The following is a 14,475-nucleotide window of genomic DNA, read 5'->3' on the forward strand; positions in this document are numbered from 1 at the left end:
ATTGAAGGGGAGATTTTTATGTATCGAACCACTATTGACGGAAAAGAAATTATCATCACTTTAGCACCAAAAATCCGAAAAGAAATTACTGATAGGAATCCACTATATGAAGCGGTATTTAAAAATGCAGCAAGGTTACTGGAAACGAAACAACCAACGTTTGCGGTAAATCATGAAGTATTTGGGCTCATTATTGGAGAAGTACAAAGGGGTGAAGTAACAGTGTTTGCAGTAGAACACATTATCCCGAAGCAAAATATATTTGGTCCGAACACTTTTTTCTCGACAATAGAACAGCAGGCAAATTTGTAAAGTGGATAGAATAAGAATAAGAATAAAATAGAAAAGAAATGGTCGTAACGATATGTTGCGGCTGTTTTTGGGGAGAAGGGGGAAGAAAGATGAAGAGAGTGGGGAAAGAGTTCTTTTTACAACATGATATTGTTATTATGTATAGTGTTCTATTAATTTTTATTATTATTTTAAAAATGCAATTTTTCACATGGATTGGTATGTTAGCGTGTATGTTTGGGATTGTTTTTTATACGTTTAACGAATATATGACGCACCGTTTTTTATTCCATTTAAAGCCGCCTAAAAACGCATTCTTATTAAAAATGTTAAGAAGATTACATTATGATCATCACGTATATCCAGATGATTTAAAACTTTTATTTTTGCCTGCATGGTTTAGTATACCTAGCTTTACTATATATTTACTTATATCATATGGTATTACAAAAAGCGTTACTGTTACACTTTCATTCGGAATCGGAATGATTATCATGCTCCTCGTTTATGAATGGAAACATTATATTGCACATAAACCGATTCGTCCCTTCACTAAGTTTGGAAGATGGCTAAAAAAACAGCACATATTACATCATTATAAAAGTGAAAAGTTTTGGTTCGGAGTTTCAAATCCAGTATTCGATTTTATATTTGGAACGCTTAAAGATGGAAAAGACGTTGAATTAAGTGAAACAGCTCGTAATTTAGAAAAAGAGACAAAGACAGAAGTAGTGCGATAAGCGCTACTTTTTTTATCCAGCTATTTGCAAGCAGTAAGACCCCCACTTCAAAATTCGGCGAATACGAGGAAGTTAGGTGGGAGTCGGGCTGCCCGTAAAACCCCCACTGATTAAAGTTTCACCTTATTCTGTTTTAACGGGAATAAAAGTTTAATCGAATCAATCAAATTTTATTTTGAAAAAGTATATTGAAAATTTAGGAGAAAATGACGAAAAATGTCTATCGAAAAATCTTTGCAGGAATGTACGGATTGTCTAAAATGAAAATAAGTTTCTGAATATTTATAAAATTTAGTCTTTAGGTATACAAGGGGGAATTGTATTTTAAGTTAAGAGAGGGGACCGGAGAATGAAACGAGATGATACGTCAGCACGTAAGTTACAAAATGAGGTGAATTATACAGAAGTTGTTCAGTCTCAAGAGTTTCAATTGTTATTAAATACGAAAAAGAAGTTTATCATTCCGATGAGTATTTTCTTTTTAAGTTTTTTTATTACATTACCTATTTTAACATCGTATTCAAAGGTGCTTAATACACCGGTATTTGGTGATGTTACATGGGCGTGGGTATTTGCTTTTGCGCAATTTATAATGACATGGGCATTATGTATGATTTATAGCAAAAAAGCAGAATCCTTTGATGAAATCTCGCAAAAAATTCTGCAAGATATGCAACAAGGGAGGGGCTGACTTTGAATACAACCGCTTTTGCACTATTTTTAATTATCGTCCTTGGCACACTTGTTATAACTTATTTCGCATCGAAAAAAACGAAAAATGCGAGTGAATTTTATACGGCTGGAGGGGGATTAACTGGTTGGCAAAATGGTCTAGCTATTGCCGGGGATTACATGTCTGCTGCGTCATTTCTTGGTATAGCCGGAGCGATAGCGTTAACAGGATTTGATGGGTTCTTTTATAGTATAGGTTTCTTAGTTGCTTACTTAGTTGTATTATACCTAGTTGCAGAACCGCTTAGAAATTTAGGGAAGTATACGTTAGCGGACATGATTGCGGCGCGTTTTGATGCAAAAAAAGTTCGCGGTATTGCAGCACTTAATACGATGACGATTTCGATTTTTTATATGATTGCACAATTAGTTGGGGCGGGTGCACTTATTAAATTATTATTAGGAATTGAATATACGACATCCGTATTAATCGTTGGTACACTTATGACAGTGTACGTTATTTTTGGAGGTATGACTGCTACGAGTTGGGTACAAATTGTGAAGGCTGTACTACTTATGGCAGGTACATTTATTATTTCTGTTATTGTTTTCGCAAAATTTAATTTTAGTGTGACAGAAATGTTCGCTCAAATGAAAACAGCTACTCCATTGAAGGAATCGTTTTTAAATCCAGGAGTAAAGTATAAAGATGGTCTTGATACACTTTCTTTAAATTTAGGACTAGTTCTTGGTACGGCAGGATTACCGCATATTCTTGTCCGTTTTTTCACAGTACGTGATGCAAAAACTGCACGTCAATCAGTTGTGTACGCTACGTGGTTAATTGGTGCATTTTATATTATGACGATTTTCTTAGGATTTGGTGCGGCGGCGTTTGTAGGGAATGAGGCAATTATTCAAGCAAATCCAGCCGGTAATATGGCTGCACCTTTGTTAGCTAAAGCGTTAGGTGGCGATTTCTTATTCGCATTCGTATCGGCGATTGCTTTTGCAACAATTTTAGCTGTAGTAGCAGGTCTTGTATTAACAGCGGCTTCCGCATTTGCTCATGATTTTTATAACGAGATTATTCGAAAAGGAAAATCAACGGAAAAAGAACAAGTGTCAATGGCTCGTTATGCGTCTATTGGAGTAGCGATAGTATCTATTATACTTGCTTTATTTGCTCAAACATTAAACGTAGCATTTTTAGTATCACTAGCATTTGCAGTTGCAGCGAGTGCAAATTTACCAGTTATATTATTTACAATATATTGGAAGCGTTTTAATACAAGGGGTGCAATTTGTGGTATGATCGTTGGTCTTGTATCAGCAATTGTTCTTGTTGCATTAAGTCCAAACGTTTGGAATCCTGTGGCAGGGAAAGCTATATTTGTTGGAGAGGCGATATTCCCATATACGACACCTGGAATTGTTTCTATTCCGCTTGGATTCCTTGCAGCATATTTAGGAACTGTTTTCTCTAGTAAGAAAGAAGATGCAGCGAAGTTTGATGAAATTCTTGTGAAATCTAATACTGGTCATGGGATTAGTGATGCTTCTTCACATTAAAAAAAGAGGAGCTTTTCGAAATATAAGAAAAGCTCCTCTTTCTTTTGGCATTTTCTTATAAATATTACTTTATTTTTAGTAGGATTTGTCTTGTATTTGTGGAATGAAAATAGGCAGGGAGAAATTTAACTCATCATGGCACCAGCGCAGCTTTGTGAAAAATAAGTTGTTATGGAAGGTGGAAGAAATGATGAAGACAAAACAAACCGATGAATTATTAGCAAAAGATGAGCAATATGTTTGGCACGGAATGCGTCCTTTTAGCCCGAGTAGTACAATGGTAGGGGCAAAAGCAGAAGGGTGCTGGGTTGAAGATATACAAGGAAAAAGATATTTAGACGGTATGAGTGGCCTTTGGTGTGTAAATAGCGGATATGGAAGAAAAGAGCTCGCAGAGGCAGCTTATAAGCAATTACAAACGTTATCGTACTTTCCGATGTCACAATCACATGAACCAGCAATTAAGCTCGCTGAAAAGTTAAACGAGTGGCTTGGTGGAGAGTATGTTATATTCTTCTCTAATAGTGGATCAGAAGCGAATGAAACAGCTTTTAAAATAGCAAGACAATATTATGCTCAAAAAGGTGAACCACATCGTTACAAATTTATGTCACGTTATCGTGGTTATCACGGAAATACAATGGCAACGATGGCGGCAACTGGCCAAGCACAACGTAGATATCAATATGAGCCATTTGCTTCAGGTTTTTTACACGTAACGCCTCCAGATTGTTACCGCATGCCAGAAATGGAATCGCAAAATATTTATGATGTAGAATGCGTAAAAGAAGTAGATCGTGTTATGACATGGGAATTAAGTGAAACGATAGCCGCATTTATTATGGAGCCAATTATTACAGGCGGAGGTATTTTAATGCCGCCACAAGACTATATGAAAGCAATTCACGAAACATGTCAAAAACACGGAGCACTACTTATAAGTGATGAAGTTATTTGTGGTTTCGGGCGTACAGGAAAAGCATTTGGGTTTATGAACTATGACGTTAAGCCTGATATCGTTACGATGGCAAAAGGTATTACGAGCGCATACTTACCATTATCAGCAACAGCTGTAAAAAAAGAAATTTATGAGGCATTTAAAGGGACAGGAGAATATGAATTCTTCCGTCATATTAATACATTTGGTGGAAATCCAGCGGCTTGTGCATTAGCGCTTAAAAACTTAGAGATTATGGAAAATGAAAATTTAATCGAGCGATCCGCACAAATGGGGTCCCTTTTACTAGAGCAATTAAAAGATGAAATCGGAGAACATCCACTTGTTGGAAATATTCGAGGGAAAGGGCTATTAGTTGGAATCGAACTAGTAAATGATAAAGCGACGAAAGAACCAATTGATAACGACAAAATTGCAAGTGTTGTAAATGCTTGTAAAGAAAAAGGGCTTATTATTGGGCGTAACGGCATGACAACAGCGGGGTATAATAACGTTTTAACATTAGCGCCGCCGCTTGTTATTTCAAGTGAAGAAATTGCCTTTGTTGTTGGAACGTTGAAGACAGCGATGGAACGTATTTAATAAATAGGAGAGGAGCGAGCTGTAATATAGGCTCGCTTTTGTTTACTAGGAGGAGCATTTAATGGAGAAATATGATCCTAATAAACATTATCATATCGGATATTATGAAGACGGATATGATTTAGAAATAACAGCTTACAAAAGAATAAAAGAACCAGTTTGGGATGCTTATATTCCACACTATGAGGTAGACAATTTTTATAAAAAGGTGGAGAAAATGAAGCTAGGTGAATATATAGATGATTATGGCATTAAAGTATATTCATTTAGTGATGATATCGACGATGAAGAAGCACGGACTATTTTTGAAAAATGGTTAAAGACGAATGAGATTGTTTAAAGAGAAAATGAAAAAGGAGATTACTATTTTATAAAATAGTAATCTCCTTTTATTATAGTAAACTTATTTACTTGCTTTCATTGCTTTATCTTTTGCACCAAAAGTGTATTTTAACATTGGTGGTGTAATCATCGTAGTTAAAATAACGACAATAACAATTGCTGTAAAGTAATCTTGTGCTAATAGACCAGAAGAAAGTCCTGTTCCTGCGATGATAAGTGCAACCTCACCACGAGAAACCATACCAGCACCGATAATTGCAGAAGACTTTGCATCAAATCCAGTCATTCGTGCACCAAATCCACAACCGATTAGTTTCGTTAATACAGCGATAACTGTTAACGCTAAGATGAACCAAATTTGATTACCAATACCATCAAATGTAATATTCATACCGATACTAACGAAGAATACTGGAACGAACATAGCGTAAGCAATTGGTTCTACTTTCTTTTCTACTTCATGTTTGTAGTTCGTTTGAGAAATTGCGATACCAGCTGCGAAAGCACCGATAATACCAGCAATTCCTAATAATTCGCCGAAATATGCGAATGAGAAACAGATAATAAGAGCTGCGCTCACGATAGACTCAGATACGCGTAGTGGTGATAACCAACGCATAATCGCTGGAACACCTTTCCATCCGATTAAAATAATAGAAGCGAAGAATACGACTTTCTTCAAGATAACCATTGTTAAGTTAACATCGTCTGTACCTAAGAAGCTCATTGCGAATGCTAATAAAATAACGACAAGAATGTCATCAAATACAGCTGCTCCAAGCATCGTTGTACTTTCACGTGTTTTCATCTTACCTAAATCGCGAAGTGTTTGAACGGAAATACTAACACTTGTCGCACATAGAAGTAATCCTAAAAATACAGCGTTCCCTTGTTCCATTCCCATAACAAGACCGGAAACGTAACCACCTACGAATGGAAGAACGATACCTCCGAGTGCAACTGCTAAAGAAGAATTACGATTTGCATTTAATTCTTCTAAGTCTGTTTCAAGTCCAGCCATAAACATTAAAAGAATAACACCAACATTACTTAATTGTGTTAGAAGTTCTGAGTTTTCAATCCAACCTAATATAGCTGGACCGATAACGATACCGACAATTAATTTACCGAGTACAGAAGGTTGACCTAATCTAGCACTAAGGTCACCAGCAAGCTTTGTACTTAATAAAATAAGTGCAATTTGAAAGAAAAATTCGAATTCCATTTGATCCTCTCCTTATCACTTTGTATTTTTATTAAACGATTTCTCGGAATTTGCCTAATGAAAATATGTAAAACCCATTAAACAAAGGGTCTGATTACAAGTTCTTTTGAACTCGTAATTTGAACCTGTAATTAATATATAATAAAATTTACTAAAAATCAATGAAAAAATAGCAGATTTTCATGATAGGATTCGATTTAGGGATGAAGGGAATCACTATATAATAAGAAGAAATAAGGTTATATTTTTAACGAATTGGAGAAGGGAATATGTTATTAAATAAACGCTTTACAATTGGAGAAATGGCAAAAATGCATAATATAGCGGAATCTACATTACGCTATTATGATGAAAAAGGAATTTTTCATCCGTCCATTGTGGACCCGCAAACGAAGTATCGCTATTACACAATTGATCAGTTTTCACTATTAGACACAATTAAATTTTTACGCCAGTTAAATATTCCGTTAAAGGAAATAAAGAAATATATTGATGAACGAAATCCATCATATGCGCTGAATTTACTTGAAAAACAACAAGAGATGATGCTGAAAAAGCAAAGAGAAATCGAGTACGCTTTGGCAAAAATGCAACATAAAATCCATTTAATGAACAAAGCGACGAAATCAGAAGCGAACCAAATTATTTTTAAAAAGATACCGAAGCGAAAAATAACAGCGATTGCAGTTGCACCAAATACAACGGATGATATGTTTGAATATTATATCCATTCACTGCAAAAAAATATGAAGCAAATTGATAATAGTTTATTTTCAGGAGATATCGGTGTAACAGTTTCAAAAAAAGCATTAATTCAAAATGAGTTTCAAGCGTATAATAGTGTGTTTATTTTATTGGATTATATGCCTTTTCAAGTGCATACTTCAGATGAAATAAAAGAAGGGATATTTGCTTGTTCTTATCACCATGGATCATATGAAGAAACGGATGAAACGTATACGAAATTATTAAAACACATTGATAAGGAAGGATACGAAGTATGCGGAGATGCAATTGAGATTGCGTTAATTGATTGGTCTGTAACGGAAAATCCAAAGGAGCAAGTAACAGAAATTCAAATACCTGTTGTTAAAAAATAAATAAAAAATAGACTTATATATTTTTCGATTCTCTATTGACCTTCAAGTAACTTGAAGGTTTAAACTGTGAACAGAGCATTGAAAAAGGAGCATTTATATGATGGAAACAACAGAGAAATTAAGAGGGAAACCTATTAAAAGCTTATTTATTACTTATTTAATACCAGCTGTTCTTGGGATGGTATTAATGTCGGTTAATATTGTGATTGATGCAGTCATGATTAGTAGAGGAGTTGGCGCAAACGGTTTGGCTGGAGTGAACGTAGCTATTCCAGCGTTTTCAATTTTCTTTTCTATTTCATTATGGATTGGAATGGGCGGAGCAACGTTATATTCCATTGCATTAGGGGAAAATAAACTGGAAAGAGCAAGGTCTATCTTTACTCAATCTATGACAGTGGCAGTTATTATCGTAGGCATTTTAGCGGCTATTTGCTTATGGAGAATAGAAAATTTAGCATATCTATTCGGTGCAAATGAAGTGATTTTGCCATATGCGTTAGACTATTTACAAGTGTTATTAACATTTGGAATGATATACGTTTTAGAAAATATTTTAAGTACATTTATACGTAACGATGGAAATCCTAATTTAGCAATGGCAGGCCTTGTCGTAACGGCTGTATTGAACATAGTGTTTGACTATATCTTTATTTTTATCTTTGGATGGGGCGTAACAGGTGCTGCCTCAGCAACTATTCTTTCGGCGGCAATTGGTTTCCTTGTATTATTAACTCACTTCTTTAGAAAAAGTAGTGTTTTAAAGTGGACGAAATTCCATTTTGAATGGGATACGGTTAAACAAATTATGGTGATCGGTTTCCCAAGTTTTACAGCAGAAAGTACAGTTGCAATTGTAACGATCGGTTTTAACATTGCGTTCGTTCAATATGCAGGAGAACTAGGTGTAGCTTCTTATGCGATGGTGAATAGTATTCATGCAATGACATTACTATTATTCTTCGGTATTGGTGCAGCATTACAACCAATTGCTAGTTTCCATTACGGTGCAAACTTATCAGAAAGATTGCGTGAAGGATTGCAGTTTGCTGTAAAAATTGCGGTTGTACTCGGGGGCGTTGCGATAATTGTCGGATTATTCTTCGGGAAATATATCATTGGTCTATTTGATGTCCAATCGCCAGAACTATTGGAGTTAACGTTAACAGGTATTAGCTTGTTCTTTATCCAATACGTATTTTTAGGCTATAACATTGTGTATGGAGAGTACTTCCAATCAGTGCGACAAACGAAGAAATCCGTACTTATTATAATGAGCCGAGGATTACTATTTATTATTCCGTTGTTATGGATTATGCCAAAGTTATTTGGGATAAACGGAATTTGGCTCGTTATGCCAGTAGCTGAAGTATTGACAGCAATTATCGTATTTACGATGAATCGTATGAAACATCCTGTGCCATTAAACATGGCGAGAGAGAAAGAAGCAATATAGTGAAGAAAATCCCCTTGAACAAGTTAAGGGGATTTTTTTATTCTTTTAAACTAATCGCAAAAGATCCATCTGTCTCCTGCACAGAAGCGAAAGCCACATTTTTAATGTTTGTGATGCCTTTTTCTTTTAACTCTTTATATAACCACTTTTCGTCTTTATGGATCAACTTTAAGTTATCGTATTGAATTTGTGAATCGACAATAAGGGCGATTGGTAATCCAGCATACTTAACATCTATATTCATATCTTTTGGAGTCAATGGTACAAGTTCTCGCTTTGGTAAAATGCTAATGGCTCCATTCGCTTCTAAAATAGCGTATTCAATTTCATGAACACTTGGATATCCGGCGACGCGAAGATTAGAAAGCAATTCAGGGATCGGATATCTACTTTTTTGTAAGTTCTCAAAAATAATATCACCATGTTTAATTAAAATAATGGGGTGTCCGAGAATGAAACGATTTAATTTATTGAATAAGCTTAGTTTTGTAAGAAGTAGATGTAAGCATGTAATGGTAACCATGCCGAAAAATGCTTGTAAAGCACCGGCGACTGGTATCGCTTGAAAGGCTAAATAAGATAAAAAAATAATAGCCCCAAAATCATGAGGGGTTAGTTGTGCTAACGCAGATTTACCAAGTAGCTTAAGTGATAGTAAAAATAAGATAAAAAAGAACGATACATTAAATAAAAAGAGAAGCAAGAGGGACACTCCTTCGTGTGAAGTTGTACTTACTATTCCCAAAGATATGATTAATATTACTTTAGAGGGTAATTTATGCTGAATTGGAATTTATCTGTATACAAATGAATCAGTGGATATTATGATAAATAGAAAAAATAGGAGTATATATGAATGTTAAAGAAAAAAATTATAAAGTATAGTTTAGTAATCTTGATGATTGGTGCTGTTTATGCAGGTTTTTTGCAATATAATATTTATAAGTATGGACATATGAAAGCGCCTGATGATGCTGATTACATTATTGTACTAGGATCGAAAGTAAATGGAACGAAACCATCTTATTCATTGCAATATCGTATTGATAAAGCAGCTGAGTATTTAAAATTACATGATAAAACAATTGCTATCGTATCTGGAGGCCAAGGAAAAGGTGAAGATATTACAGAAGCATTAGCGATGAAACAAGGATTAATGAAACAAAATATTGCAGAAGACCGCATTATAATGGAAGATCGTTCGACGAGCACAGATGAAAATATTAAATTTTCAAAACCTCTTATCCCTGAACATATGAAAAAAGGGATGATTGTAACGAACGATTTTCATATGTTCCGAGCAAAAAAGATTGCAGAAAAACAAGGATTGACATTAGAAGGTCTTCCGGCGAAAACACCGAAGCCAATTATTATTCAATCGAACGTTCGAGAATATTTAGCGATTACGCAATATTGGTTTATGAATCGAATATAGTGAAAGTGATCCCGCCTGAAATTCCAGGCGGGATTTATTTTGAGGGAAATCTTACAAATATGTCATGTTTATGAAAGGTAAAGCGATAGTTTCTAAAATGGTTTCCTGACATAATGAAGGTAACAAAAAACTTTAGAGGTGAATCGGATGAAAGGAAATAATATTTTATCTTCGTTATGTTACTTTAGTATCTTTTTTGCACCGTTTTTACTGCCAATTATCGTTTACTTCGTTGCGGAAGATGAAGTAAAACATCATGCGAAAAAAGCATTTTGGTCACATGCTTTTCCATATGCAATTTTATTTGGAGGATTAGCATTATCAGGGGTATACGGTTTAAGTTTCAATCAGTCTGAGAGCGTTGGAATTGGGATGGTTATAACGTATGCAGTGTTTATTCTTGTAGGGATTTACTACTTCATTTGGAATATCGTCAAAGGTATTAAAGTATTGAAAGCAGCTTAACAAAATTGAATTACAGGAATTAACATTGCATTATTCTGTTGCTATTTGTCTACAGTCGATATAATTTCATATACCATATTAATATGTATTAAAAAAAGGGCAATTCGCAAAGAATTGCTCTTTTTTTGCTTATAAGTTGTGAATAATGAAAAAGATATGTTAATTTTTCATTATGAAGAGAAAAAAGGAGTGATTTTCATGAATGAGACGATACATAAAATGGAGCAACACGTTTCAGTTCGTAAATATAAAGAAGAACCAATCTCAAAAGAGATAGTAGAAAGAATGGTGCAAGTAGCACAACATGCGGCTTCCTCACATTTTGTACAGGCGTATTCTCTTATATATGTAACAGATCAGGAACTAAAGGCTAAACTAGCTGAATTATCCGGGAATCGTCACGTGAAAGACTGCGCAGCATTCTTTGTATGCTGTGCGGATTTAAAACGTTTAGAAACTGCATGTGAGAAACATGGAACAGAAATTAAACATGAGGGAGTAGAGGACTTTATTGTAGCAACAGTAGATGCCTCATTATTTGCACAAAACTTAGCGCTAGCAGCGGAATCTTTAGGATACGGCATTTGTTATATTGGTGGTATTCGTAATAACCCGAAAGAAGTGAGTGAATTACTTCATTTACCGGATAAAGTATATCCTGTGTTTGGAATGACAGTCGGTGTGCCAGATGAAGAACATGGAGTTAAACCACGTTTACCGGTAGCAGCAATCCTTCATGAAAATGGATATGATGAAAAGAAATATGCTGAATTATTAAACGAATATGATGAAATGATGAGCGCGTATTACAAAGAAAGATCATCAAATCAAAAAAACGTAACATGGACGGAATCAATGAGCACATTTATGTCAAAAGAGAAGAGAATGCATATGAAAGAGTTTTTAAGTGGGAAAGGATTAAATAAAAAATGATTGAAAAGACAAACCTGAGATGCGGGTTTGTCTTTTTTTGAGGAGAAATGTATTTTGTTTGTTATCCTATACATAGGAATAAAAATTAATAAATTTTTACAAAAGTGATAGAAAATGAGAATGAAATACCAATAGTAAGTGAAAGCAGCTGCTAAAGGGGAACTGAGGAAGGATGATGTTTATGATTTTCGATTCTGAAGAGGATTTAATTATAGCTATGAAAAAACGCGATCAAGATGCTTTGAAAGAAGTGATTGATCAATATGGAAAATTAATTTTGTACATTATTCATAAATCATTAAGTACCCTTATTGAAAAACAATATGTGGATGATTGTTATAATGATGTATTTACTGTCATTTGGTTTAATATCGACCAATTTGATATAGAAAAGGGCAACTTAAAATCTTGGATGATTGGTATTACTAAATTAAAGGCATTGGAATATAAAAAGAAAGTATATAAAGAGAATAAAATCGATAAAGATGTAGAAGTAGATACAGGTATCCATGATAGGTATGAAATAGAACAAGAAGAAGAGATTATGGAAATCGTACAAGATTTAAATACGAAGGATCGATATATCTTTTTAAAGAGGTATATTGATGGGTATTCCATTGACGATATTGCAAAAGAATTAAAAGTAACGGCTGATTATATATACAATAGAATTTCTCGTGGGAAGAAAAAACTTCAAAAACTGTGGAAAGGGAGTGTGTAATATGGATAAAAGATTATTGTCGATGTTAAATGAGCTCCAATATTCAGATGAAGAAATTAAACGTTTAGAGCAAGAAGCGGATGCTTCTATAAATATAGATAAGTATTATGTGAGAAATGGTGAGCTGCTAAAAAAATTAACTTTACAAATGCTCGAAGAATCAATTCGTGAAGAGTTACAAGAAAATGAAGAAATTGAGAATGAACTATTAGTAGAAGAGGGATGCATGGTAAATACAAAAGTAATACCGAATATTTATACTGTAGGTGCAACTTTTTACTATTATATCGTTTTAACAAATAAAAGGTTGCTGATGAAAGGATTAGATTGTTATTTTAAAAAGGTAAATGAATACAGTATGTTAATAGAAGATATTCAAGCAATTTCACAACATAAAAAAATGAAAAACGTATACGGGATTAAATATAATAAAAAATATATACAATTTGGAAGTGTAGAGCACGAACAGGAACTAGCTATGATTATTATGAAATTAAAACAGCATGGAGTAAAAGAAGAGAAATATAAAGATTTTGAGAAAGGCTGGATGATTTATTTCAATGTTCTTGTTATAGTAACATCCGGTCTTTTATTTTTAAAATATTTAATGTAAAAAGCGGCATAATAGCCGCTTTTTATCGTGCAATTAATATTCTAGTGATGATCCTGTAGCTTTAAAATATTTTTCTCGTGAAGGCGTCATTACCCGGATTGCTAATAAACAGGAAAGGAAAAGAATGAGTAATGAACTACTGATTACAGTAATTTGAACGGAAAGAAATTGTGCGGATGCTCCAATTGCTAAAATGAAAAAGATTTGGATGAAATTTTTTATTGAATCAAACACGCTATCGATACGTCCTATCATATGTAAAGGGATGTTATTTTGATAAAATGTTATAAAGCCAGTACCAGCAAATGATGAAGAAATGCCAAGTAAAATGAAACCGCTCGCTGCGACTATAAATGAACTTGAAAAGGCGAAAATTACATAGCCTATTGCTGTGAATATCATACCTAATCCGATACAATGTTGAATTGGTAATCGTTTAGAAAAGAGAGAGATGAGAAAGGAACCGAAAACGTAAGCAGCACCAGTTATACTAACAAGCATGCTATATTCCATATCGGATAAAAACAGTACTTGATTTGTGAAAACAACTTCTTGTGAATCGAGTGCCATAGAAACAAGCATAGTCGCTTGAAATAAAAAGAATATGAGAATAATGTAAGTTTCAGTTCGAGCGAATGAAAAAACTTGTTTCAAATCACTTCGTAATGTTTGTACGAAAGTATTTGCAACCTCTTCGTTTTGCTTTGTTTGTAATGTAATGTTTGGTAAGAAATAAATGAGAATAGTAGAAAGTAGAAAGGAAAGTGAGTTGCAGTAAATAACAAAGGATGCTGAGTACGTGGTGAGAAGTATTCCAGCAAGGGCTGGACCGATAATAAAAGCCCCGCTTGTACAAAAGTTATTCCAAGCGTTGAATTGAGCACGTTCTTCAGCTCGTATGAGCATTGTTTTATAAGAAAATGAAGCTGGATCGAAAAATGATGTAGCAATACGAGTCAAAAAGATAAAAATATAAATGGCCCAAATAGAATCAAATAGTGGAATACAGCCAATGAGAGCTGCTCGAATGATATCTGTGATGAGCATAATGGACCGTTTGTTTAATCGATCTACTATGCTACCAGACCATATTTTTGTAACAACGGTGGCAATTGGACCTACAATCCATAATCCTGCTACAGCAGCAGGTGAGTTTGTGCTATTTAATACCATTATGTTTAGAGCGATGAGATACATAAAATCACCTAAACGAGAAATTCCTGTTCCCGACAATAATAATAATTTATTTTTCATGGGTATATGGACCTTTCTTTCATTGTTTTTTAATCCCGCATTAACGGGCAGTAAGACTCCGACCTCGAAATGTGGCTGTAAAGCAAAGGAGTTAGGTGGGGGAGATCAACTGCCCG

16 protein-coding genes are annotated in these 14,475 nt (G+C 34.4%); 13 read left to right on the forward strand and 3 right to left on the reverse strand.

The window, feature by feature from the left end:
• The first annotated feature begins 18 nt into the window (after positions 1-18).
• The 6 genes from KPL75_RS22145 to KPL75_RS22170 all read left to right on the forward strand — a co-directional run bounded on the left by KPL75_RS22145 (position 19) and on the right by KPL75_RS22170 (position 5,155).
• Positions 19-312, forward strand: a complete 294-nt coding sequence (locus KPL75_RS22145) for a hypothetical protein (RefSeq protein WP_002149211.1) — start codon at positions 19-21, stop codon at positions 310-312.
• 89 nt (positions 313-401) lie between these two features.
• Complete coding sequence (locus KPL75_RS22150) at positions 402-1,031, forward strand: sterol desaturase family protein (protein WP_219917798.1); 630 nt, start codon at positions 402-404, stop codon at positions 1,029-1,031.
• A 349-nt stretch (positions 1,032-1,380) separates the two neighbouring features.
• Positions 1,381-1,722 (forward strand): DUF485 domain-containing protein, encoded by a 342-nt coding sequence (locus tag KPL75_RS22155; RefSeq protein ID WP_219917799.1) that lies wholly within the window; start codon positions 1,381-1,383, stop codon positions 1,720-1,722.
• 2 nt (positions 1,723-1,724) lie between these two features.
• Positions 1,725-3,275: a solute symporter family protein gene (locus KPL75_RS22160; RefSeq protein WP_219917800.1), complete on the forward strand. Its 1,551-nt coding sequence runs from the start codon at positions 1,725-1,727 to the stop codon at positions 3,273-3,275.
• A gap of 190 nt (positions 3,276-3,465) precedes the next feature.
• Positions 3,466-4,815, forward strand: a complete 1,350-nt coding sequence (locus KPL75_RS22165) for an aspartate aminotransferase family protein (RefSeq protein WP_219917801.1) — start codon at positions 3,466-3,468, stop codon at positions 4,813-4,815.
• A gap of 61 nt (positions 4,816-4,876) precedes the next feature.
• Complete coding sequence (locus KPL75_RS22170) at positions 4,877-5,155, forward strand: DUF3986 family protein (RefSeq protein WP_219917802.1); 279 nt, start codon at positions 4,877-4,879, stop codon at positions 5,153-5,155.
• A gap of 63 nt (positions 5,156-5,218) precedes the next feature.
• On the opposite strand, the gene KPL75_RS22175 is transcribed toward KPL75_RS22170, so the two are convergent.
• Positions 5,219-6,382 carry a cation:proton antiporter gene (locus tag KPL75_RS22175; protein ID WP_219917803.1) on the reverse strand — a complete coding sequence of 388 codons (1,164 nt, stop codon included), beginning with the start codon at positions 6,380-6,382 and terminating at the stop codon, positions 5,219-5,221.
• Positions 6,383-6,651: 269 nt separating this feature from the next.
• Between KPL75_RS22175 and KPL75_RS22180 the strand changes: the two genes are divergently transcribed.
• Together KPL75_RS22180 and KPL75_RS22185 are read left to right on the forward strand one after the other, a co-directional pair.
• Positions 6,652-7,482, forward strand: coding sequence for a MerR family transcriptional regulator (locus KPL75_RS22180; protein ID WP_219917804.1), 831 nt, complete (start codon positions 6,652-6,654; stop codon positions 7,480-7,482).
• Between the two features lie 100 nt (positions 7,483-7,582).
• Positions 7,583-8,938 (forward strand): MATE family efflux transporter, encoded by a 1,356-nt coding sequence (locus KPL75_RS22185; protein WP_219921147.1) that lies wholly within the window; start codon positions 7,583-7,585, stop codon positions 8,936-8,938.
• 37 nt (positions 8,939-8,975) lie between these two features.
• Here the strand turns inward: KPL75_RS22185 and KPL75_RS22190 are convergent, their stop codons facing one another.
• Positions 8,976-9,641 (reverse strand): DUF421 domain-containing protein, encoded by a 666-nt coding sequence (locus KPL75_RS22190; protein WP_002149196.1) that lies wholly within the window; start codon positions 9,639-9,641, stop codon positions 8,976-8,978.
• A gap of 153 nt (positions 9,642-9,794) precedes the next feature.
• Between KPL75_RS22190 and KPL75_RS22195 the strand changes: the two genes are divergently transcribed.
• The 5 genes from KPL75_RS22195 to KPL75_RS22215 all read left to right on the forward strand — a co-directional run bounded on the left by KPL75_RS22195 (position 9,795) and on the right by KPL75_RS22215 (position 13,105).
• Positions 9,795-10,373 carry a YdcF family protein gene (locus KPL75_RS22195; RefSeq protein WP_219917805.1) on the forward strand — a complete coding sequence of 193 codons (579 nt, stop codon included), beginning with the start codon at positions 9,795-9,797 and terminating at the stop codon, positions 10,371-10,373.
• 147 nt (positions 10,374-10,520) lie between these two features.
• Positions 10,521-10,838: a magnetosome magnetite crystal formation protein family gene (locus KPL75_RS22200; RefSeq protein ID WP_219917806.1), complete on the forward strand. Its 318-nt coding sequence runs from the start codon at positions 10,521-10,523 to the stop codon at positions 10,836-10,838.
• A 198-nt stretch (positions 10,839-11,036) separates the two neighbouring features.
• On the forward strand, positions 11,037-11,771 hold the full coding sequence (gene nfsA / locus KPL75_RS22205; RefSeq protein WP_219917807.1) for an oxygen-insensitive NADPH nitroreductase: 735 nt from the start codon (positions 11,037-11,039) through the stop codon (positions 11,769-11,771).
• 175 nt (positions 11,772-11,946) lie between these two features.
• On the forward strand, positions 11,947-12,492 hold the full coding sequence (locus KPL75_RS22210) for a sigma-70 family RNA polymerase sigma factor (protein WP_219921148.1): 546 nt from the start codon (positions 11,947-11,949) through the stop codon (positions 12,490-12,492).
• A 1-nt stretch (position 12,493) separates the two neighbouring features.
• Entirely contained in the window at positions 12,494-13,105 is a 612-nt protein-coding gene (locus KPL75_RS22215; protein ID WP_219917808.1) for a flagellar motor switch protein FliG, read from the forward strand.
• Positions 13,106-13,138: 33 nt separating this feature from the next.
• On the opposite strand, the gene KPL75_RS22220 is transcribed toward KPL75_RS22215, so the two are convergent.
• A complete protein-coding gene (locus KPL75_RS22220; protein WP_219917809.1) occupies positions 13,139-14,359 on the reverse strand; it encodes an MFS transporter in 1,221 nt (406 codons plus the stop codon).
• Between the last annotated feature and the right edge of the window lie 116 nt (positions 14,360-14,475).

Origin of the sequence: Bacillus sp. NP247 (assembly GCF_018966865.1) — a bacterium.
Taxonomy (GTDB): Bacteria; Bacillota; Bacilli; order Bacillales; family Bacillaceae_G; genus Bacillus_A.

Excerpts from the sequence above, each read along its gene's own strand:
- KPL75_RS22175 (WP_219917803.1), bottom strand. The coding sequence starts at position 6,382 with ATGGAATTCGAATTTTTCTTTCAAATTGCACTTATTTTATTAAGTACA.
- KPL75_RS22195 (WP_219917805.1), top strand. The coding sequence starts at position 9,795 with ATGTTAAAGAAAAAAATTATAAAGTATAGTTTAGTAATCTTGATGATT.
- KPL75_RS22145 (WP_002149211.1), top strand. The coding sequence starts at position 19 with ATGTATCGAACCACTATTGACGGAAAAGAAATTATCATCACTTTAGCA.
- nfsA (WP_219917807.1), top strand. The coding sequence starts at position 11,037 with ATGAATGAGACGATACATAAAATGGAGCAACACGTTTCAGTTCGTAAA.
- KPL75_RS22165 (WP_219917801.1), top strand. The coding sequence starts at position 3,466 with ATGAAGACAAAACAAACCGATGAATTATTAGCAAAAGATGAGCAATAT.
- KPL75_RS22155 (WP_219917799.1), top strand. The coding sequence starts at position 1,381 with ATGAAACGAGATGATACGTCAGCACGTAAGTTACAAAATGAGGTGAAT.
- KPL75_RS22185 (WP_219921147.1), top strand. The coding sequence starts at position 7,583 with ATGGAAACAACAGAGAAATTAAGAGGGAAACCTATTAAAAGCTTATTT.
- KPL75_RS22180 (WP_219917804.1), top strand. The coding sequence starts at position 6,652 with ATGTTATTAAATAAACGCTTTACAATTGGAGAAATGGCAAAAATGCAT.
- KPL75_RS22170 (WP_219917802.1), top strand. The coding sequence starts at position 4,877 with ATGGAGAAATATGATCCTAATAAACATTATCATATCGGATATTATGAA.
- KPL75_RS22200 (WP_219917806.1), top strand. The coding sequence starts at position 10,521 with ATGAAAGGAAATAATATTTTATCTTCGTTATGTTACTTTAGTATCTTT.
- KPL75_RS22215 (WP_219917808.1), top strand. The coding sequence starts at position 12,494 with ATGGATAAAAGATTATTGTCGATGTTAAATGAGCTCCAATATTCAGAT.
- KPL75_RS22210 (WP_219921148.1), top strand. The coding sequence starts at position 11,947 with ATGTTTATGATTTTCGATTCTGAAGAGGATTTAATTATAGCTATGAAA.
- KPL75_RS22220 (WP_219917809.1), bottom strand. The coding sequence starts at position 14,359 with ATGAAAAATAAATTATTATTATTGTCGGGAACAGGAATTTCTCGTTTA.
- KPL75_RS22150 (WP_219917798.1), top strand. The coding sequence starts at position 402 with ATGAAGAGAGTGGGGAAAGAGTTCTTTTTACAACATGATATTGTTATT.